A 20,432-nucleotide genomic window follows, 5' to 3' on the forward strand; every position below is an offset into this window, starting at 1 on the left:
TTCCTTCGATCTAAAGCCTGTCGTTTTCGGATTCTCGGCAGAACGCCGACCGTGGAAGCCCGGGGCCTGCTCGAACTCGTCCGGGCAAACCCTAAACCTCAACAATAGGGTTAGCGTTATGTCAAGTATCCGACTGCTGCGGAACGCTATTCGCACCCGGCGCAATCCGCGCGCAGGCGCGCCGAAGCGAGCGTGAGAATCTTGTGTGATCCGTCTCGTCCGAGCCCGCCCCGCATCGTATCGCGAACGGCCGCCCCGAGCACGGGGAATCGTTCCTGGTGCCCACGGGATTTCGGCGGCTGTCGTTCACAGTCACCGAAAACCCTGAAAGCACAACGGGTATCACTCACTTTACCGTTACCAGATCGGGGCTCGACACGTCGAATACCCGCCCCGGCCGCGTCAGCACCGGCAGCACCACCGCCGCCTTGCGCGCGGAATCGTCCGCACCGCCCCAGACAACGCTGCGGCCGTCACGCAGATTCAGCCTGATATCCGAAACCGACCGCGCCACAACCTCTCCCACCTGCACCCGCAGCGCCGCCGGGGCCGCGGTGAGCACCGTGACCGCCGCCCGAGTGACCGCGTCGCTACCACCGGGATGCTCCGTGCTCAGCTTCGGCACACCGGGCGGCGGCGGTTCGATGGCGTATTCGACACTGTCGCCGTCGAGCAGGTGCGGACCCTCCGGACTGTCGAAGTACAGCACGGGCGTGCGCTCGGAGACCATGATTCGCACGGTGCCCGGAAAACTCCGCTGCACCCGCGCCGAATGCACCTTGGGAATGGCCGCCACCCGCCGCGCCATCGCATCGGTGTCCAGGCGGAGCATCGACCGGCCGTCCGGGATGCGCAGCACATCGCGCACCTGCTCTTCGGGGACCGCGGCCACACCCTCGATACGCACGGTGCGCACCGAGAACACCGGGGTGAAATACGCGACCGCGACCAGCACGATCACCACCGCGACAACGGGCAAGCCCCACAGGGCGATTCGCCGGGGCGAGGCGTCCGCGAGGGCACGACCGCCGCCTGTGAACCGAGCGATGCCGATGCCCCCACGCCGACGCCGGGGCCGCCCGGAACGGCCGCGCGACCGGCCCCGGCGACGGGTCGACCGGCGATGACCGGCCGCCGGGTCGGAATCGGAATCGTCCCGGTCGCCGGGGTCCCACGCGTCGGCATCGTCGAGGTCGTTTGCCGGATATCGCTGTGTACCACGAGAGCTCATGCGCACCCCCTATGTCTCCCGATCACGGCGTTCGCCGGGATGACGGGGTGCGAATCGCCCGGCACCGTCCTCACCGCCCGGTCGGCGGCCGCACCCGCAGCCCGTCCAGGATCTGCCCGCCCAGCATGGTCACATCGCCCGCGCCCATGGTGATCACCACGTCGCCCGGCCGGGCCAGGCTCGCGGCCTGCCGCCCGACCCGCGACATATCCGGTTGATAGTGCACCGGTTTGGTGACCGACTGTGCGACCAGCGCGCCGTTGACTCCGGGCAGCGGCTTCTCGCGCGCGCCGTAGACATCGAGCACCACCACCTCGTCGGCGAGATCGAGGGCGGCGCCGAAATCGGCGGCGAAGGTGGCGGTGCGGCTGTACAGGTGCGGCTGGAACACCACGATCACCCGCCCCTGCCGCGAGCGGGCGCCGTCGGCGGCCTCCTGCCGCACCAGCTCCGCCGCCGCGCCGAGCACCGCGCGCACCTCGGTCGGGTGATGGGCGTAATCGTCGAAGACCCGCACGCCGTTCTCGCGGCCGACGAACTGGAACCGCCGGTGCACGCCGCCGAAGCCCTCCAGCCCCTGCAGCGCCTCATCGGTCTCGGCCCCCGCGTCGCGCGCGGCGAGCAGCGCCGCGAGGGCGTTCAGCGCCATGTGCCGTCCGGGCACCGCCAGCCGCAGCGTGCGCGGCGCGGGTTCGTCGGTGAACTGGAAGGTGACCACGCCGCCCACATCCCGCGGCTCCCAGGACAGCAGGCGCACGCCGACCGGCACGGGCGGGTCGGCGATCTCGCCGGAGCCGTAGCCGAGGATCCGGATGTCCAGTTCCCCCGCCGCGTGCCGGGCCGCCACCCGCTCGGCCAGCGCCCGCGAGCCCGGATCGTCCAGGCACACCACGAGCAGCCCGCCGGGGCGCAGCCGCGCCACGAAGTCGTCGAAGACCTGGACGTAGGCCTCGTCGGAACCGAAGAAGTCCAGGTGATCGGATTCGATATTGGTGACGACCTCGATATCCGCGTCGTACTGCAGCAGCGAGCCGTCGGACTCGTCGGCCTCGGCGACGAAGAATCCGCCGGTCCCGTGATGGGCGTTGGTCCCGGCCTCGTTGAGTTCGCCGCCGACCGCGAACGACGGGTCGAATCCGCAATGCTGCAGCGAGACCACCAGCATCGAGGTGGTGGAGGTCTTGCCGTGCGTGCCAGAGACCAGCAGGGTGCGGTGGTCGCGCATCAGTTCGGCCAGCACCGCGGGACGCAGCAGCACCGGCACGCCGCGCCGATTCGCCTCCACCAGTTCGGGGTTGGTCTTGGGGATGGCGGCATAGGTGGTGACGACCGCGGTCGGGCCGCCGGGTAGCAGGTCGAGCGCTCCCGCGTCGTGACCGATCCGCACCTCGGCGCCCCGCGCCCGCAGCGCGAGCACGCCCCGGCTCTCCTTGGCATCGGAACCGGAGACCGAACCGCCGCGCGACAGCAGTATTCGCGCGATGCCGGACATGCCCGCGCCACCGATGCCGACCATGTGCACCCGCTGCAGCAGCGGCGGCAGGTCGGCGATCTCGCGAAAGGGCTGGGTGCGCTCGTCGGGCGACGTCTTCGCCTCGCTCGACTCGTTTTCCGCTGTCACCGGCCAGCCACCTCCACCACGATCCGCGCCACCGCGTCGGCCGCCTCGCGGTGGCCCGCACCCGCAGCCGCCACCGCCATCTTCGACAGCCGCACCGGGTCGGTGAGCAGCGGAATCACCTCGTCGATCACGTACTTCTCGGTCAGTTCCGAATCCGGGACAATTCTGCCACCGCCCTGGGCCACGACGGGGCGGGCGTTGAGCTCCTGCTCCCCGTTGCCGTGCGGCAGCGGCACGTAGAACGCGGGCAGGCCGACCGCCGACACCTCGGCGACGGTCATGGCGCCGGAGCGGCACACCGCGGCGTCGGTGGCGGCGTAGGCCAGATCCATGCGCGAGAGATAGGGCACGGCAACGTATTTCGCGGGACCGTCGGATTCGCCCGCGCTGTTCGACCCCGCCCCGATTCCCACGGGGAGATCGAGGGTGTTCTTCGGGCCGTGCGCGTGCAGCACCGAGATCCCGGCCGCCAGCAACCGCGCGGCCGCCCCCGACACCGCCTCGTTCAGCCGCCGCGCGCCCTGCGAACCGCCGAACACCAGCAGCACCGCGCCCTCGGCGGGCAGCCCGAAATGCGCGCGCGCCTCGGCGCGCAGGGCCGCCCGGTCCAGGGTCGCGATCGTCTCGCGCACCGGAATTCCCACGATGTCGGCGTCGGCGGCACCGGGCGCGCGCACCCCCGAATTCGCCACCGCGGCCAGCACCCGGGCCGCGCGGCGCGCGCCCACCTTGTTCGCGATCCCCGCCTTCACATTCGCCTCGTGCACCACCACCGGCACCGGTCGCCTGCCCCGAACCCCGCGGCCCGCGGCCAGATACGCCGGGAGTGCCACGTATCCCCCGAACCCGACGATCACATCGGCCTGCACCGCGTCGATCACCGCCCGGGTGCGCGCGACGGCCGAGCGCACCCGGCCGGGCAGCCGCAGCAGATCACCGCTCGGCTTGCGCGGCAACGGCACCGGCGGAATCAGTTCGAGCGGATAACCGCGGTCGGGGATCAGGCTGGTCTCGAGTCCGCGCTCGGTGCCCAGCGCCGTGATGCGGATCGACGGATCCAATCGACGCAGAGCATCGGCGACGGCCATGGCGGGTTCGATATGTCCGGCGGTGCCACCGCCCGCGACGATCACCGAGAGCGCCCGTCCCCCAGGTCTTTCCGTACCGGGCCGCTCCTCGGATGCAGTCACCTCGAATTACCTCGTTCTCTCGCATGCGTCATCGGATAGTTCGGCTCCCACGCCCTGGTGCTGCGCCAGGACCGGGTGCTGCGGCTGTCGCGCCGACCGGGATCGGCGGCCCGGCGCCGTGCCGAATCCGAATCTATCGAGCGGCGCGAGGGCGGTTCGGAACCACCCCGCCGCGCCGACCCGCCGGTGCGCGGCAGCTCCCGGCGCTGCGGTGCCGCACGCACCCCGGCACGGCCGCGGGCGGCCTGGGCGCGGGCGGCCGAATACGTCTCGGGCTTGGGCAGCCGCAGCAATCGGCTCATCCGGCCGTCCTGGCCGTTGTGCAGCGCGGAGACCGCCTCCGGCTCGTGCCGGGCCACGTTGGCGATGATGCCGAACATCAGCAGCGTGATCGCCAGCGAGGAGCCGCCCGCCGACACCAGCGGCAGCTGCAGGCCGGTCACCGGCAGCAGACCCACCACGTAGCCGATATTGATGACAGCCTGCATGGTGATCCAGAACGTCGCCGTCGCGGCGAGCAGCCGCAGGAACGGATCCACCGACCGGCTCGCGATGCGCAGCCCCGTGTAGGCGAACAGCGCCAGCAGGCCGAGAACCAGTGCGCAGCCGAGGAATCCGAGCTCCTCGCCGATGATGGCGAAGATGAAGTCGTTGTGCGCGTTGGGCAGATAGCTCCACTTCGCGCGGCTCTGCCCCAGCCCGCGGCCCCAGATGCCGCCGTCGGCCAGCGAGAACAGCGCCTGCCGCGCCTGATAGCCGATGCCCTGCGGGTCGTCGCCCGGGTTGAAGAACGCGCGCATGCGGTCGGAGCGATAGCCCGCCGACAGCGCCAGTACGCCCGCGGCGACCATGCCCGACACCGCGATGGTGACGAACAGCCGCACCGGCAGGCCGCCGAACCACAGCAGCGCCGCCAGGATCAGACCCAGCGCGATGGTCGTCGACAGGTTGGGCTGCAGCACCACCAGCAGACACGCCACCAGGCCCGCGGGCACCAGCGGCACCATGATGTCCTTGTAGTTCGCGTGCTCCGAGCGCCGCGCGGCGAGCAGGTGCGCGCCCCAGATGATCAGCGTCACCTTCACGATCTCCGACGGCTGCACCGACAGCGGGCCCAGCATGAACCAGCGCCGCGAACCCTGTACCTCCGAGCCGATGCCGGGGATCAGCACCAGCAACAACAGCACTATCGAGCCCGCGAACAGCGGGAACGACAGCTGCCGGATACGGCGCAGCGGCATGCGCAGCGCCAGATAGAACAGCACCGCGCCGATCGCCGCGAACAACGCCTGCTGGATGAACAGCTTGTACGCCGACCCGCCGTCGGCGTAGGACTCGACGCTGGACGCCGACAGCACCATCACCAGCCCGAGCGTGGTCAGCAGAGCCGCGATGGTGACCACCAGATGGAAGTCGGCCAGCGGGCGCGCCAGCCAGGCACCGAACCAGGTCGCCGAGGGCTTGCGCGCCGGTTTTGTCACTGCGGGCTCCCGATATCTCCTTCGTCGAGCGCCTGCACCGCCGCGACGAAACTGCGTCCCCGGTGGGTGTAGTCGGCGAACATGTCCAGCGAGGCCGCGGCGGGGGCCAGCAGCACCGTATCTCCGCGGCGGGCGTACCCGGCGGCGATGCGCACCGCCCTGGCCATCACCGCGTCCGCGCCATCGATTTCGGACGTGAGTTCCGCACCCATCACTGCATCGTCACCCGAACCGAGCTCCACGACGGGGACATCGGGCGCGTGTCGCGCCAGGGCCGTGGCGACGACCGGGGCGTCCTGGCCGAACAACACCGCGCCGACCAGCCGGTCGGCGACCTCCTCGACCAGGTCCTCCACATGCGCGCCCTTGAGCTGACCGCCCGCGAGCCAGACCACCTGGGCGTGCGCGAGGATCGACGACCGCGCCGCGTGTGGGTTGGTGGCCTTGGAGTCGTCGACGAAGGCGACCCCCGCCAGCTCCCGGACCAGGGCCGCGCGATGCGGCCCGACCTTGTGCTCCTGCAGCCCTTCCTTCACGAATTGCGGTGCCACGTCGATGGATCGGGTCAGCGCCGCCGCGGCCAGCGCGTCGGCCACCCCGGCCGGGCCGGACGGGCTGATATCGGCGGTCTCGGCGAGGATCGCGGCCTTGGTGAAGGCGCGGTCGAGCAACTTGCCGTCGACCACGCCGAGCTCGCCGTCGGCGGGCACGCCCACCCGGAAGCCGACGGTGCGGCGCGCCTTGGACTTTCGCGCCAGCGCGGCGGCCACCGGATCGTCCAGGCCGACGACCCCGACGCGGCCCGTCAGCGCGCGCGCCTTCGCCGCCGCGTAGGCGTCCAGTCCGCCGTGCCAGTCCAGGTGGTCCTCGGCGACGTTGAGCACGACCCCGGCCTCCGGGCGCACCGACGGCGCCCAGTGCAGCTGGAACGACGACAGCTCGACGGCCAGCACCTGCGGACCCGGATTGCGCCGCAGCGCATCCAGGATCGGCAGCCCGATATTGCCGCAGGCGACGCTGGCGATCCCGGCCGCGCGCAGGATCGCGTGGGTCATCTGGGTGGTGGTGGTCTTGCCGTTGGTTCCCGTGACCACCAGCCACTTGCGCGCCGGGCCGTACAGCCGGGCCTGATCCACCCACCAGGCGAATTCGACATCGCCCCAGACCGGAATGCCCTCGGTGACCGCCGAGACCAGCACCGGCGAATCGGGCCGCCAGCCCGGGCTCGTGATCACCAGCGCGAACCGGTCCAACGCGGCGGGCGCGAGCAGATCGTCGCCGGTAGCGGTGGACAAGCCCAGTTCGGCCGCCTCGGCCATCGCCTTCTCGCCCGCGTCGGTGACCACCGGGCGGGCGCCGATATCACGCAGCGGCTCGATCAGCGAGCGGCCCGACACCCCCCATCCCGCGACGAGAACGTCACGGCCGCGCAGGAATTCGAGCATGGGCCCCGGTGATCGCAGGGCCCGCGGTGTGTGTTCGGCCATCGCTGCTACCCGACCTGAGAGAGGTATTCGCTGTAGAACAGGCCCAGCCCCACCGCCGACGCTATGGCCGCGAGTAACCAGAACCGGATGATCACCGTGGTCTCGGCCCATTTGCTGAGTTCGAAGTGGTGGTGGAACGGCGCCATCTTGAACAATCGGTTGCGCGTGGTCCGGAACACCGCCACCTGCAGCACCACCGACGCCGTCTCGGCGACGAACAGCGCGCCGATCACGATCATCAGCAGTTCGGTGCGGGTCAGGATGGACAGCCCGGCCAGCAGGCCGCCGAGCGCGAGCGAGCCGGTGTCGCCCATGAAGATCTTCGCCGGAGCCGCGTTCCACCACAGGAATCCGACGCAGGCGGCCGCGCCCGCGGCACAGATCAACGCCAGGTCCAGGGGGTCGCGCACGTTGTAGCACCCGGCCTCGGGATGCACCGAACAGGAGTTGCGGTACTGCCAGAAGGTGATGATCACGTAGGCGCCCAGCACCAGGCTCATGGACCCGGCCGCGAGCCCGTCGAGGCCGTCGGTCAGGTTCACCGCGTTCGACCAGGCGACCACGACCAGGCAGACGAACGCCAGGAAGATGATCACCCCCATCGACACCGTGGTGATGTCGCGGACATAGGACAGGTGGCGGCTGGCCGGTGTCTGCTTGTTCGCGCCCGGGAACTGCAGCGCCAGCACACCGAAAATGACGGCGGCCGTGAGCTGCCCGAGGTATTTGCCCGCGGCGGTGAGTCCCAGGTTGCGCTTGTTGCGCAGCTTGATGAAGTCGTCGATGAAGCCGACCACGCCCAGCGCCGTCGTCAGCGACAGCACCAGCAGGCCCGACACCGTCGGCCCCTCGGCCTTGTATCCGATGCCGATCAGGTGCGAGCCCCAGTACCCGGCCCACAGGCCCGCCAGGATCGCGACGCCGCCCATCACCGGTGTGCCGCGCTTGGCCTTGTGGGTCTCCGGGCCGTCGATGCGGATCTCCTGGCCGAAGCCGCGCTTGGCGAACATCGTGATCAGCAGCGGCGTCAACAGGATCGACACCGCCAGCGCGATGGCCGCCGCGAAAAGAATCTGTCTCATACCGCCGCCTCCGTGAGGTGATGCGCGACCGCCCACAGCCCGACGGAGTTCGACGCCTTCACCAGCACCACATCACCTGCCGCGATCTCGTTGTCCAGCACCGCGATCGCGGCATCGATATCGGGCACGAGAACCGATTCCTCGCCCCACGACCCTTCCATGACCGCACCCTGGTGCAGCGCGTGGGCCGGACGTCCGCTGCCGACGACGATGAGCCGGTCCACGTCCAGGCGCACCGCCAACCGGCCGATGCGGTCGTGTTCGATCACCGATTCCTCGCCCAGCTCGGCCATCTCGCCGAGCACGGCCCAGGAGCGGCGCTCTCCGGTCTTCGCCATGCTCACCAGCGCCTTGAGTGCCGCGCGCACCGAATCCGGGTTGGCGTTGTAGGAATCGTTGACGACGGTGACGCCGTCGGTGCGGGTGCGCACGTCCATGCGGTGCGCCGACGCGATCCGCGCATCCGACAGCGCCCGCACCACCGTCTCGAGGTCCGCGCCGCATTCCAGCGCCACCGCCGCCGCGGACAATGCGTTGCCGACCTGATGTTCGCCGTGCACGGCCAGCCGGATCTCGACCGCGGCGTTTTCCTGGCGCCCGGCCGGTTCCCGTGCACCGCGATCGAACACGGAACCCTTGGCGTGCAAGGTGAATCGAGCCCGGGCGGCATCGTCGAGCACGACGTCGGTGGCACGCAGATCCGCACCGGCGGACTGCCCCACCGTGACCACGCGGGCACGGGTCCGGCTCGCCATGGCCGCGACGTTGGGGTCATCGGCATTGAGTACGGCGACGCCGGAGGGCGGAAGCGCTTCCACCAGTTCACCTTTGGCCTGGGCTATGGCCTCGCGGCTGCCGAACTCGCCCAGGTGCGCGGTGCCGACGTTGAGCACCACACCGATGCCGGGCGGCGCGATTTCGGTGAGCGCCTTGATATGTCCCGGCCCGCGCGCCGACAGTTCCAGCACCAGGAACCGGGTATCGGAGTTCGCGCGCAGCGCCGTCCACGGATGGCCGATCTCGTTGTTGAACGACCCCGGCGGGGCCACCACGGGGCCCAGCGGGGCCAACACGCTCGCCAGCAGATCCTTGGTCGAGGTCTTGCCGGAGGATCCGGTGACGCCGACAACGGTGAGACCACCGGCCACCAGCCGCTCGATATTCACCCGCGCCAGCGTCGCCAGCGCGGCCAGCACGGCCGCGCCGGAACCGTCGCGGTCGTGGGCCAGCGCCATCGCGCGACTCGGTGGCGCCTGCAGCGGGGCCACCACGATCGCGGGAACGCCCACCGGCCGCGACGCCAGCACGGCCACCGCACCGGACTCGACCGCGCCCGCCGCGAAGTCGTGCCCGTCGGCGTGCTCACCGGGCAGCGCCAGGAACAGATCACCGGGATCGACACGGCGCGAATCGAATTCGACCGCGCCGGTCACGGTCACCGCGGGATCCGGAACATCGTGCAGCGTGCCGCCGACGATATCCGCGATCTCCCGCAGGGTCAGCTCGATCATGAAACCGTCAGGTCCTTCGCTTTCCGAGAGAGGGCCTCCGCCAGCACCTCGCGGTCATCGAACGGATACTTCACACCCGCAATCTCCTGCCCAGTCTCGTGCCCCTTCCCCGCCACCAGCACGACGTCACCCGGCCGTGCCCAGTCCACGGCGGCCGCGATTGCCGCCGCCCGATCACCGATCTCGGTGACCTCGCCGCGCTCGGCCTCCGCGATCCCCAACGCCCCGCCGCGGATCGCCTCGCGGATGGCCGCGGGCTCCTCGCTGCGCGGGTTGTCATCGGTGATGATCAGCAGATCGGCACCGCGGGCCGCGGTCGCGCCCATCAGCGGCCGCTTACCGGCGTCCCGGTCCCCGCCCGCGCCCACCACCACGGCCAGCCGCCCACCGGAACCGCGCACATACTCGCGCAGGGTCGCGATCACCGATTCGACCGCGGCCGGTTTGTGCGCGTAGTCCACCACAGCCAGGAAATCCTGCCCCCGGTCCACGCGCTGCATCCGGCCCGGCACGTCCACCTGCGCCAGCGCCACGGCGGCGGTGGCCGCGTCGGCGCCGGCCGCCGCGCACACCGCGACCGCCAGCAGCCCGTTGGCGATGTTGTAGCGGCCCGGAAGACGCAGCCGCACCTGGACTTTCGCCTCCGGCCCGGCCGCGGTGAAGGTCTGCTCGCCGCCGTCGGCGGAGGGACCGAGCGCGGTCCAGTCCGGTTCGTCCTCGCCCGTCGGGCTGGAGGTGGTCGCCACCGTCAGCACGGGGGTGCGGCCGCCGATCTCGCGCGCCAGGCGGCGGCCCCACGCGTCGTCGACGCAGATGACGCAGTTCTGGGCGGCGACGGGCGATTCGGGTTCGAACAGGCGGCGCTTGGCGGCGAAGTAGTCCTCGAAGTCGGCGTGGAAGTCGAGATGGTCCTGCGACAGATTGGTGAACGCGCCCACCGCGAACCGCACGCCGTCGACGCGGCCCAGCGCCAGCGCGTGGCTGGACACCTCCATCACCACGTCCTGCACGCCCTGCTCGACCATCAGCGCGAACATCGCGTGCAGCTGCGGGGCCTCGGGGGTGGTCAGCGCGCTGGGCACGCGCTGTCCGCCGATGCGCGTCTCGATGGTGCCGATCAGCGCCGTCCGCCGTCCGGCCGCGGCCAGCCCGGCCTCGATCAGGTACGACGTCGTGGTCTTGCCGGAGGTGCCGGTGATCCCGATGACCTGCAGCCGCTGCGACGGATCGCCGTAGATCGCGGCCGACAGCTCCCCCAGCACCGCGCGCGGGTCCTCGCGAACCAGCACGGGCACGGCGACCGAGCCGATCAGCTCCGCGCCGGCCGGATCGGTCAGTACCGCGACCGCGCCCCGCTCGATGGCATCGGCGGCGAACCGGGCGCCGTGCGCCTGGGAACCGGCCAGCCCGGCGAACAGATCACCGGGTTGCACGACGTGGGACCGCTGTTCGATGCCGGTGACCACGACGTCGTCGAGGTCGTCGCGGCTCGGGCGCGCGCCCGCGAGCTCGACGACCCTTCGCAGCGCGGTCGACGGCGGCGCCGCCGGGCGCAGCGCCTGCGGGCTGGGCTGCACGGGCACGAAGCTCCTCTCGGTATATGCGGTTCTGTTCTGCCGTCGCACGGTGACGGACTGGGATCGACGTGTCAGGTTACCGTCAGCCCGCCTCCGCGCGTTCCTGGCATACAGGTTGGGAGCCGCCCGGCTCGGTATCCTTCACGAAAACCACCGGTCGGAGCCGTTACATCGCCTGCAGGACAAGCGGTTTCGCCGGAGGGGAGGGCGGGACGCGGTCGCGCTGCAGCGCCCACGAGGCGATGCTGTGGAACAGTGGCGCCGCCGACTGGCCGCCGCTGCCGTCGGCGCTGCGGGTCGGCGCGTTCAGCATGATGCCGACGACATAGCGCGGATTGTCGGCGGGGGCGATCCCGGCGAAGGTGATCCAGTAGCGGTCGGTGGAGTAGCAGCGGCAGGCCTGGTCGATCTGCTGCGCGGTGCCGGTCTTGCCCGCGATCTGGTAGCCCTCGATACCGCCGGAGGGCCCGGTGCCCTGCTGCACGCCCGTCGGGTCCTGCTGCACCACCGACTGGAACATGTCGCGCAGGGTCCGCGCGGTCTGCGGGCTCACCACCCGCACCCCCTCGGGCTGCTCCTCGTCCGTGCGGCCACCGTCCGGCCCGATCTCGGACTTCACGATGCGCGGCGGAATCCGCACGCCGTCGTTGGCGATGGCCTGGTACATCCCGGTCATCTGCAACAGCGTCATCGAAAGCCCCTGGCCGATGGGGAGATTCGCGAATGTCGAACCCGACCACTGATCGCGCGAGGGCACCACGCCGCCGCTCTCGCCGGGCAGGCCGACACCGGTGCGCTGGCCGAGGCCGAACCGCTTCAGCATCTCGGCGTACCGGTCCTCGCCGACGCGCTGGGACAGCATCAGGGTGCCGACATTCGAGGATTTGCCGAAGATTCCGGTGGTGGTGAACGGGGTGACGCCGTGCGGCCAGGCGTCGTTCACGGTGACGCCGCCCATGCTGATGGCGCCGGGCACCTGGTGCACCTCGTCCGGGGTGGTCAGCCCGTACTCGATGGCCGAGGCCGCGGTGACCACCTTGTTCACCGATCCCGGCTCGAAGGCGTCGGTGACGGACGGATTGCCCATATTCGGGGCGCCCCAGTTCTTCGGGCCCAGCTGCGGATTGAAGGTGTTGTCGTTCGCCATCGCCAGCACCTGGCCGGTGTGCGCGTCCAGGACCACCGCGGAGGCGTCCTTCGCTTCCGACAGCTGCTTGGCCTGCTGCACCTGCTGCTGCACGTAGTACTGCAGATCCGAATCCAGGGTCAGCTCCACCGCGGAACCGTTCACGGCCGGTTGGCGGTCGCGCTCGCTGCCCGGGATCACCGCGCCGTCGGAACCCTGATCGTAGGTGTGCGAGCCGTCGGTACCCGCCAGCTCCGAGTCCATCGAGGACTCCAGCCCGATCGCGCCGTGACCGTCCCAGCCCGTCGCGCCGATGACGTTGGCGGCCAACGAGCCGCCCGGGTAGATGCGGCTGGGTTGGCGGTCGGTGCCGACCTCGGGGAACTTCTCCTTGATCTCGGAGGCGATGCGGGCATCGACATTGCGGGCCAGGTAGGTGAACTTGTCCTCGCCGCGCATCATGCCCAGCAGGTCCGATTCCTTCGGGCCGTCCTTGCCGAGCTTCTCGTGGATCATCTTCGCGATCGCCTGCAACCGCTGATCGGGATCCGGGGCCTTCGCGGACTTGGCGCGCGCCTCGGCCAGCTGTTTGCGGACCTCGACCGGCTGAAAGGTGAGCGCCTTGGTGGCGACGGTGAAGGCCAGCGACTTGCCGTTCCGGTCGGTGATCGGACCGCGCATCGCGTCGTCGGAGATATGCACGGTGCGCTGGTTCGCCGCCTCCGCCGACAGCTTCGGCGCGGCGATCGTCTGCACCCAGAGCAGTTGGGCCGCGACCAGGAGCAGCGCCACCAGCATGAGGATCCGGCCGACGCCGAACCGGAGCCGGAGCGCGGCGTCCGCCGCGGTCCCGGGTCTGGCTCGTTTGCGCGGACGCGCCGGAGCGCGCCGCGCGGAGGTCGAGCGTCCGCGCGCCGAACTCATCGAACCACCTCACCCGCCGACGGAGCCTGTTCCGGGGCCGACCGGTCCGGCGCTGCGGCAGGGAACTGCCCTGCCGGAACCGAATTCGCACCCGGCGCCTGGTCGGCCGGGACGGGTTGGCCGGTGTCGGGGCGGGCGGCCCGGTTCGGTGTTCCGGCCGGAAGCTGCACCGCCGGAATCTGATTCGCGCCCGCGGCCTGGTTGCTCACCGCCTGGTTCGCGCCCGGCGCCGGGGTGCTCGTGACCGGCAGCAGCCGTTCGCCGCTCGACCGACCGGGTTTCGGGGGCACCGCGGTGGGCGCCGCCGGGGTGGTGTTCAGCGGCGGCGCCGGGGCGCCGTGCTCGGGCGTCTCCTTGCCGATCACGGTCACCGTCCCGTCGGGGGCGATGAGCAGGCGGGAGGGGTCCTTGGCCGGGATCATGCCCAGTTCGCGGGCGCGGTTGGCCAGGTCGGGGGCCGAATCGGCGGCCTCGACCTCGCGCTGCAGCGCCGCCCGCTCGTCGCCGAGCTGGCGGTTGATCCGCCGCGCATCGCCGAGCTGATAGCTGTCCTCGGCGGCGCGGGTGGTGAGCAGCAGGGTGAAGATCAGCCCGCACGCCAGCAGCGCGATGATGCCCGCCACGAAGGGAATCCGTCCCGCCATCGCCGAGGCGGCGCGGCCCGGCAGCGGCGGCAAGGGGCCGCCACCCTCGACCCGGTTGCGACGGCGCGCGTAAGCCCGCTGGGCCGCACCGGATTTCACCCGCTCGGCCTGTTTCACGCGCCGCGGCGCGGCCTGCTCGTCCCGGCGTGGCGTCACAGCCCGCCGCGGTGCGTCCACCCGTGTGCGCACGCTCATCTTTCTGCCTCCCCTACTGTGATGCACCGGAGTGGTGCGGCGGCATTCCCGGGGCCCTGCGTGGTTCCGCAGGTCAGCTGCTCCGGGGCTACCGTCCGCACCGCACTCATCCGGCCTCCTGAATCCGTTCCACGGCCCGCATCCGCACCGGGGCGGCACGCGGGTTGTCCTCGATCTCCTGGTCCGATGCCTTCTCCGCCCCCCGGGTCAGCACCGTGAATTCCGGTCCCATACCGGGCAACTCGACCGGTAGGTCCAGCGGCGTGCGCGACGCCGACCGCTGCGCGAACAGCTGCTTGACGACCTTGTCCTCGAGCGATTGATAGGACATGACGACGAGTCGGCCGCCTACCTCGAGCGCGTCCAGCGCCGCGGGTAGCGCGGCCTCGAGCGACTCCAGCTCCCGGTTGACCTCCACGCGCAGCGCCTGGAAGGCACGCTTGGCGGGATGCCCGCCGGTGCGCCGGGTCGCGGCCGGAATCGCGTCGTAGAGCAGCTCCACCAGCTGCGCGCTCGTGCGGAAGGGGCGCTGCTGCCGGCGCCGGAGGACCTCGCTCGCGATCCGACCCGCGAAGCGTTCCTCGCCGTAGGTCTTCAGCACCCGGGCCAGTTCGCCGTGGCTGTAGGTGTTGAGCACGTCGGCGGCGGTGAGTTCGGCGGTGGGATCCATCCGCATGTCCAGCGGCGCGTCGACGGAGTAGGCGAAGCCGCGGTCGGCCTCGTCCAGCTGCATCGACGACACGCCCAGATCCATGAGGATCGCCCGCACCGAACCGGTGGCCGACAGCCCGGCCGTCGCCAGCGCGTCGGCGATGTCGTCGTATCGGGTGTGCACCAGGGTGATCCGGTCCTCGAACGGCCGCAGCCGCTCGCCCGCCAGCCGCAGCGCGGCGGTGTCGCGGTCCAGCCCGATCAGGCGGATCTCCGGATAAGTGCGCAGGAAGTGCTCGGCGTGGCCGCCCAGCCCGAGCGTCGCATCGACCATAACGCCGCCGGAAGCCAGTGCGGGACCGAGGATTTCGTCTGCTCGGCGCAGCAGGACCGGAACATGACGGGGAGTCGGGTTCGCATGATTCACCTCGACCTCCCGGATCCGCCTGCGATTGGACTGACACGTCGGTGGTGGTGAATGCCCCGTGGTCTCTGACCGACATCGGCACCTGGCGTTGGGGAAGTACGTCAGGGTCCGGGTCGGTCAGAGGCCGCGGGGCATTCGCCTCGCTCGGGGCTAGAAGATCCCGCCCAGCGACTCGTCTCTGGCCAGCGAGTAATCCTCCTCGTTTTCGGCGAGGTAGGACTCCCACGCCTGCTTGTCCCATATTTCGAGGAAGTCGACCGAGCCGATCACCACGCAGTCCTTCGTCAGGCTCGCGTAGCGGCGGTGTTCGACCGACAGCGTGATCCGGCCCTGCCCGTCCGGACGTTGCTCATCGGTGGAGGCCGCCAGGGCCCGGACGAAAGCCCGTGCCTGCGGGTTGCTTCGGGATGCCGCGGAGGCCCGCCGCGCGAGCGCGGTGAATTCCTCCTTGGGGTACACGGCAAGGCTGTGGTCCTGACCCTTCGTGACCATCAACCCTCCCGCCAGTTCGTCCCGAAACTTCGCCGGCAACGTCAGTCGCCCCTTGTCATCCAGCCGAGGCGTGTAGGTACCGAGAAACACCGTCTCGACACCTCCTGCTGGATCACCTCGTCTGATCGGCCTCCATCAGTGCGCGTCCCACATTACCCCACTTTCCCCCACTTTCAATCGAAAGCCACAGCGATCCCGGTCATCGCGCGGCGGATTTCGCAGGTCTCGTCAGCTATCGCCCAGGCGGGGAGATTTCACCGAGTTCCCCCGACGCATCCCGCAAATTCGTCCGACGACCCGACAACCATCAGCAAACTCGCAGATCGGACCGGCTCGACGGCCCGAGTGGGGAGCGCCCGTGGGGAGATGTGGGGAGTTCTGGAAGGCCGCGGTGACTGATACCCACCGACCCCGGGAAGAGATCCGCACAACAAAACGACACGCCGCGCTGTGCACGGCGTGTCGCGGTAGATCGACGGGTTCTAGTTGCCTTCTTCGAACCGGCGCCTGAACCGGTCCTCCATGCGGGCGGCGAAGCCGCCTCCGGACTTACGCGGTTTACTCTTCGGACCGCCGCCGCCCGGGACACCGCCGGTGCCCGGTTGCGCGTCCTCGCCCTTGCGATCGGCGCCCGGCAGGCCCGAGCCACCCATCAGCAGCAGCACGCCCGCGCCGAACATCACGATGAACCCGAACAGACTGATGATGGGAAAACCGCCCGGCTTCACGGGCAGGGCGATGCCCGCGACGAGGAGAACCAGGCCGAGGACGAACAGCGCCGCCGCCTGAAGTCTGCGTCTACCGGTGATCGAACGTAGGCGTCCGCCACGGACGGTCGAGGCGAACTTGGGGTCCTCAGCATAGAGCGCGCTCTCGATTTGTTCGAGCATGCGCTGCTCGTGCTCGGAGAGTGGCACGGTACCTCCCCCGGCACTTGTCGTGGTGGTCGCCTCCGGGTAGACGACAAGTAGCCGACCTTGGCGGCTACCTGCCACCAATGATACGAGTTCGATCAGTGCGCTACCACCTACTCGCCGATGTTCAGGCCGTGCCGTCGGCAAGCCCGCCCTCCATCGGCCGCAATCGAGCCGTCGTACTGATCAAGTCTTCCACATCGTGCAGGAATGCTCCTACCCGAGAAGCGAACTCATCGGCGCGTCGCGCGTCGACCGGGCGATCGAGGCCCGCCTCGATCGCCGCGCGGGTCTCGGAGAAGGAACTGAAGTAGTCGGCCCACATCACGAACTCGGGCGCGGCCTGCTGCATCAGCACCCACGCGTTGCGCGAACGCGCCCGGGGCGCGCGGTCGGCGCCGGTGAGCGCCAGCACCGCGCCCGCGCCACGCAGCGCCGCCAGATACGCGGTCCGGAACCGCTCGCGCGGATCCCCCTCGGCGGCCGACTGCAGCAGCAGTCCGTCGGCGCGGTCCAGCAGACCACCCGCCCGCCCGGAACGTCCCGGATTCCCGATCCGACCAGCCATTGCGGCACCTCCACACCCTTCGCATACCCGGGCCCGTCGAGTACATCGCCGACCGGACGGACCGAACAGGTATTCGAACGTTTCAATTGAGTGTGAATATAGAGACGACCACCGACAAACTTCCGCCCCGCGCTCGTCCCCGCGTCCGAGTGCGGCCACCGCGTCGAACGAGAGCCACGCCGTCCTGACATGACCGCCCTCAGACCGCACCCCACCCCCGCCCCCGTCGTCGTCGACCTGTCGGTCGCCGCACTACGCGCCCGGCTGCACGACGCGCTGGCGGTGTACGTGGCGGCCATGGACTATCCGCGCGGCACCGAACACCACCGCGCGCCCATGTGGACCGAGCACACCACGCGGCCGGGCTGGCAGGCGGTGGCGGCCGTGCTCCCCGACGACACCGGCGAATTCGACCTGCGCACCGCGCCGATCGTCGCGATCGCCTACGGCTACCGCGGCGCGCAGCACCAGTGGTGGCATCAACAGGTCCACAACGGGATGCGCCGCTCCGGCTGGCCCGAACACGCCGCGCAGGAACTGCTGTCGAACTATTTCGAACTCACCGAGCTGCACGTGCACCCCGCGGCGCAGGGGCGCGGGATCGGCGAGACGCTGCTGGTCCGGCTGCTGCGGGATCGGCCGGAGGCCGCGGCGCTACTGTCCACGCCGGAGGTCGATCGCGAGGCCAACCGCGCCTGGCGGCTGTATCGACGGCAGGGATTCACCGACGTGGTCAGGCATTTCGTCTTCTCCGGCGATACCAGGAGGTTCGCGGTGCTGGGTCGGCGGCTGCCGCTGGAAACTCTGTGAAGGGGCCTTTCCCGCACGGTGGCGAGGCGATGCCGTGAGCGGGCCGCCGCGGCCCGTTGTAGTCGTCGGCTCGGGCCATAACGCGCTGGTCGCCGCCTGCTACCTCGCCCGGGCGGGGCATGCGGTGGAGGTGCTCGAACGCGACGAGGTGCTCGGGGGCGCGGTGTCGACGGTGGAACGGTTTCCGGGCCACCTGGTCGACCGCGGCTCGTCGGCGCACATCATGATCCGGCACACCGGGATCATCGAGGAACTGGAGCTGGCGCGGTTCGGGCTGCGCTATATCGACTGCGACCCTTGGGGATTCGCCCCGGCACCGGCGAGCACCGATCGGGCGCCCATCGTGTTCCACCGCGACCTCGACGCTACTTGCGCATCGATCCAGGCCGCGTGCGGCGGCCGTGACGCCGAGGCGTACCGGCGCTTCGTCCGGGTGTGGGGTCCGCGCGCGCGGCGGGTGATGCGGGCGTTCTCCGGGCCGCCGAGGCCCGGCCGCTTGCTGCGGTCGTTCTGGGGGCTGGACGCCCGGGCGGGCGGCGCCGCCCTGTCGCGGGAATTCCTGCAGTCCGGAGATGCCCTGCTGGACAGCTACTTCGACGACGAACCGCTGAAGGCCGCGCTCGCCTGGTTCGGCGCGCAGTCGGGACCGCCGATGTCGGAGCCCGCCACGGCGCCGATGGTCGGGTTCGCCGCGCTCATGCACACGCTCCCGCCCGGGCGCGCGGTCGGCGGCAGCGGCGCGCTCACCGCGGCCCTGGTCGCCCGACTGCGCGCCGACGGCGGCACGGTCTCGGCCGGTGACGCGGTCACCGAGCTGCGGCGCGCCGGGGACGGGTGGCGAGTGCGCACGGCATCGGGACGAAATCTGCCGGCGCGCACCGTGGTCGCGGGCACCCACATCCTGACCACGCTGGACCTACTGGGCCGCGGCGGATTCGATCCGGCCACGCTGGACGACTGGCGGCGGCGCATCCGGGTCGGGCCCGGCATCGGCATGGTGGTGCGGGCGGCCACCGACGCGCTGCCCCGCTATCCGGGCGCCGCGACCGCCGAATCCGCGCACGGGCTGCAATTGCTGGTCACCGATCGGAGCCGGTTGCGGCTCGCGCACGGCGCCGCGCTCGCCGGTGCGCTGCCACCGCGGCCGGTGGTGCTCGCGATGAGCTTCAGCGCCCTGGACCCGTCGATCGCACCCGCCGGGCAGCATCAGCTGTCGCTGTGGTCGCAGTGGCACCCCTACCGGCTCGGCGACGGTTCCGACTGGAGTGCGCACGCCGCGCGGGAAGGCGATCGCATCATCGCCGAGGTCGATTCCCTCGCACCGGGTTTCGCCGATTCGGTGCGGCGGCGATTCGTGCAGACCCCGGCGGATCTGGAGCGGGAGCTGGGGTTGATCGGCGGCAACGTGATGCACGTGGAGATGTCCCTAGATCAGATGTTCCTGTGGCGGCCGGTGCCGGAACTGTCCGGGCAGCGGGTCCCGGGCGCTTCGGGGCTGTATCTGACCGGCGCCTCCACCCATCCCGGCGGTGGCGTCTCGGGAGCGAGCGGCCGCAGCGCCGCCCACCTGGTGCTGCGCGATCTGCGGCGGCCCCGGCTCGGACGGCGATGATCGCTCGGCGGCTGCCGGCGGTCACTGCGGTCGCGCTGGTGCTGGCGCAGATCGCGTACCCGCTCACCGAGGGGGCCGGGCGGGACCGGGTCACGGTCCTGGTCGTGGTGCTGTCCGCGGCGACGGCGCTCGCGCACGCCGGGACCACCCGCGGGCCGCGCTTCGCCGCCGGGTTCGTGCTGATCGTGTCCGGGCTCGGGCTGGCCGCCGAAATCCTCGGCACCGCCGCCGGATTCCCGTTCGGGTGCTACGACTACGCGTCCGGGCGGCTGGGGCCGGAGCTCGCGGGCGTGCCGCTGGTGGTGCCGCTGGCCTGGACCGGCGGGCTGTATCCGGTCTGGGTGGTCGCCGGGCGGCTGTATTCCCGTGCCCGCCTGCGCATTCCGATGACGGCTGTGGGCGCGGTCGGCTGGGATCTGTTCCTGGATCCGCAGATGGTCGCCGACGGCCAATGGAGCTGGTGCGCCGCCGCGCCGGGACTGCCCGGCCTGCCGGAGATCCCGTACACCAACTACCTCGGCTGGTTCGCCCTCGCCGCCCTCATGGCCACACTGTTGGAACTCCTCGCCCGCGGCCGCGCCACATCCAGCACCGACACCGTCCCGATCGCCGTCTTCCTCTGGACCTGGCTCGGCTCCACCCTCGCCCACGCGGCCTTCCTCCACCTCCCCGCCTCCGCCACCTACGGCTTCCTCGTCCTGAGCATCCTCGGAGTTCCCGCGCTGGCAACCATGTTCCGCCCCCGGCGCGCTTCAGCCAGGGTCCATCGGTAGATTCCGGCCGAGGGCGCACCGGAATTGCGAGGTGATGCGGAGTCGCGTACACCGGAACGACGGCGCGGCATCGTCTCCCGGCCCGTCGCATGCCGGGAGGTCCGGCGTGTCATGGC

General features: G+C 70.8%; 17 protein-coding genes. 3 read left to right on the forward strand and 14 right to left on the reverse strand.

The window, feature by feature from the left end:
• Positions 1-346: 346 nt before the first annotated feature.
• From ACYVLQ_RS14550 to ACYVLQ_RS14615, 14 genes are all read right to left on the reverse strand, one after another.
• Positions 347-1,231, reverse strand: a complete 885-nt coding sequence (locus tag ACYVLQ_RS14550; protein WP_460697981.1) for a cell division protein FtsQ/DivIB — start codon at positions 1,229-1,231, stop codon at positions 347-349.
• Positions 1,232-1,301: 70 nt separating this feature from the next.
• A complete protein-coding gene (gene murC / locus ACYVLQ_RS14555; protein WP_460698259.1) occupies positions 1,302-2,783 on the reverse strand; it encodes a UDP-N-acetylmuramate--L-alanine ligase in 1,482 nt (493 codons plus the stop codon).
• 65 nt (positions 2,784-2,848) lie between these two features.
• Complete coding sequence (locus ACYVLQ_RS14560; RefSeq protein WP_460698260.1) at positions 2,849-3,940, reverse strand: UDP-N-acetylglucosamine--N-acetylmuramyl-(pentapeptide) pyrophosphoryl-undecaprenol N-acetylglucosamine transferase; 1,092 nt, start codon at positions 3,938-3,940, stop codon at positions 2,849-2,851.
• A gap of 98 nt (positions 3,941-4,038) precedes the next feature.
• The gene (gene ftsW / locus ACYVLQ_RS14565; RefSeq protein ID WP_460697982.1) at positions 4,039-5,523 is read right to left on the reverse strand and encodes a putative lipid II flippase FtsW; all 1,485 of its coding nucleotides are present in this window, start codon (positions 5,521-5,523) and stop codon (positions 4,039-4,041) included.
• Positions 5,520-6,968 (reverse strand): UDP-N-acetylmuramoyl-L-alanine--D-glutamate ligase, encoded by a 1,449-nt coding sequence (gene murD, locus ACYVLQ_RS14570; protein WP_460698261.1) that lies wholly within the window; start codon positions 6,966-6,968, stop codon positions 5,520-5,522. Before murD ends, ftsW begins: the two co-directional genes overlap by 4 nt.
• 47 nt (positions 6,969-7,015) lie before the next feature.
• Positions 7,016-8,092, reverse strand: coding sequence for a phospho-N-acetylmuramoyl-pentapeptide-transferase (mraY, locus tag ACYVLQ_RS14575; protein WP_460697983.1), 1,077 nt, complete (start codon positions 8,090-8,092; stop codon positions 7,016-7,018).
• Positions 8,089-9,603, reverse strand: a complete 1,515-nt coding sequence (locus tag ACYVLQ_RS14580; protein ID WP_460697984.1) for a UDP-N-acetylmuramoyl-tripeptide--D-alanyl-D-alanine ligase — start codon at positions 9,601-9,603, stop codon at positions 8,089-8,091. The genes mraY and ACYVLQ_RS14580 overlap by 4 nt, the downstream gene beginning before the upstream one ends.
• Complete coding sequence (locus ACYVLQ_RS14585) at positions 9,600-11,186, reverse strand: UDP-N-acetylmuramoyl-L-alanyl-D-glutamate--2,6-diaminopimelate ligase (RefSeq protein WP_460697985.1); 1,587 nt, start codon at positions 11,184-11,186, stop codon at positions 9,600-9,602. Before ACYVLQ_RS14585 ends, ACYVLQ_RS14580 begins: the two co-directional genes overlap by 4 nt.
• A gap of 160 nt (positions 11,187-11,346) precedes the next feature.
• Positions 11,347-13,230 carry a peptidoglycan D,D-transpeptidase FtsI family protein gene (locus tag ACYVLQ_RS14590; protein ID WP_460697986.1) on the reverse strand — a complete coding sequence of 628 codons (1,884 nt, stop codon included), beginning with the start codon at positions 13,228-13,230 and terminating at the stop codon, positions 11,347-11,349.
• Positions 13,227-14,069: a hypothetical protein gene (locus ACYVLQ_RS14595; protein WP_460697987.1), complete on the reverse strand. Its 843-nt coding sequence runs from the start codon at positions 14,067-14,069 to the stop codon at positions 13,227-13,229. The genes ACYVLQ_RS14590 and ACYVLQ_RS14595 overlap by 4 nt, the downstream gene beginning before the upstream one ends.
• Positions 14,070-14,175: 106 nt before the next feature.
• Complete coding sequence (gene rsmH, locus ACYVLQ_RS14600) at positions 14,176-15,162, reverse strand: 16S rRNA (cytosine(1402)-N(4))-methyltransferase RsmH (protein ID WP_460698262.1); 987 nt, start codon at positions 15,160-15,162, stop codon at positions 14,176-14,178.
• Positions 15,163-15,297: 135 nt separating this feature from the next.
• Complete coding sequence (gene mraZ / locus ACYVLQ_RS14605) at positions 15,298-15,729, reverse strand: division/cell wall cluster transcriptional repressor MraZ (protein WP_068033060.1); 432 nt, start codon at positions 15,727-15,729, stop codon at positions 15,298-15,300.
• 392 nt (positions 15,730-16,121) lie between these two features.
• Positions 16,122-16,556 (reverse strand): DUF3040 domain-containing protein, encoded by a 435-nt coding sequence (locus tag ACYVLQ_RS14610; protein WP_460697988.1) that lies wholly within the window; start codon positions 16,554-16,556, stop codon positions 16,122-16,124.
• Between the two features lie 124 nt (positions 16,557-16,680).
• A complete protein-coding gene (locus ACYVLQ_RS14615; RefSeq protein ID WP_460697989.1) occupies positions 16,681-17,121 on the reverse strand; it encodes an SAV_6107 family HEPN domain-containing protein in 441 nt (146 codons plus the stop codon).
• Between the two features lie 189 nt (positions 17,122-17,310).
• Between ACYVLQ_RS14615 and ACYVLQ_RS14620 the strand changes: the two genes are divergently transcribed.
• The 3 genes from ACYVLQ_RS14620 to ACYVLQ_RS14630 are packed head-to-tail and all read left to right on the forward strand — an operon-like array spanning position 17,311 to position 20,316.
• Complete coding sequence (locus tag ACYVLQ_RS14620; protein WP_460697990.1) at positions 17,311-17,931, forward strand: GNAT family N-acetyltransferase; 621 nt, start codon at positions 17,311-17,313, stop codon at positions 17,929-17,931.
• Positions 17,932-17,965: 34 nt separating this feature from the next.
• Positions 17,966-19,543 carry a phytoene desaturase family protein gene (locus tag ACYVLQ_RS14625; protein ID WP_460697991.1) on the forward strand — a complete coding sequence of 526 codons (1,578 nt, stop codon included), beginning with the start codon at positions 17,966-17,968 and terminating at the stop codon, positions 19,541-19,543.
• Positions 19,543-20,316 carry a carotenoid biosynthesis protein gene (locus tag ACYVLQ_RS14630; protein WP_460698263.1) on the forward strand — a complete coding sequence of 258 codons (774 nt, stop codon included), beginning with the start codon at positions 19,543-19,545 and terminating at the stop codon, positions 20,314-20,316. The genes ACYVLQ_RS14625 and ACYVLQ_RS14630 overlap by 1 nt, the downstream gene beginning before the upstream one ends.
• Positions 20,317-20,432: the final 116 nt, after the last annotated feature.

The organism is Nocardia thraciensis (genome assembly GCF_054782435.1).

Bases quoted from the DNA above. Each gene is read 5' to 3' on its own strand.
- ACYVLQ_RS14550 (WP_460697981.1), bottom strand. From the start codon at position 1,231: ATGAGCTCTCGTGGTACACAGCGATATCCGGCAAACGACCTCGACGAT.
- ACYVLQ_RS14560 (WP_460698260.1), bottom strand. From the start codon at position 3,940: ATGGCCGTCGCCGATGCTCTGCGTCGATTGGATCCGTCGATCCGCATC.
- ACYVLQ_RS14590 (WP_460697986.1), bottom strand. From the start codon at position 13,230: ATGAGTTCGGCGCGCGGACGCTCGACCTCCGCGCGGCGCGCTCCGGCG.
- ACYVLQ_RS14595 (WP_460697987.1), bottom strand. From the start codon at position 14,069: ATGAGCGTGCGCACACGGGTGGACGCACCGCGGCGGGCTGTGACGCCA.
- ACYVLQ_RS14615 (WP_460697989.1), bottom strand. From the start codon at position 17,121: ATGGCTGGTCGGATCGGGAATCCGGGACGTTCCGGGCGGGCGGGTGGT.
- ACYVLQ_RS14620 (WP_460697990.1), top strand. From the start codon at position 17,311: ATGACCGCCCTCAGACCGCACCCCACCCCCGCCCCCGTCGTCGTCGAC.
- murD (WP_460698261.1), bottom strand. From the start codon at position 6,968: ATGCTCGAATTCCTGCGCGGCCGTGACGTTCTCGTCGCGGGATGGGGG.
- ACYVLQ_RS14580 (WP_460697984.1), bottom strand. From the start codon at position 9,603: ATGATCGAGCTGACCCTGCGGGAGATCGCGGATATCGTCGGCGGCACG.
- mraY (WP_460697983.1), bottom strand. From the start codon at position 8,092: ATGAGACAGATTCTTTTCGCGGCGGCCATCGCGCTGGCGGTGTCGATC.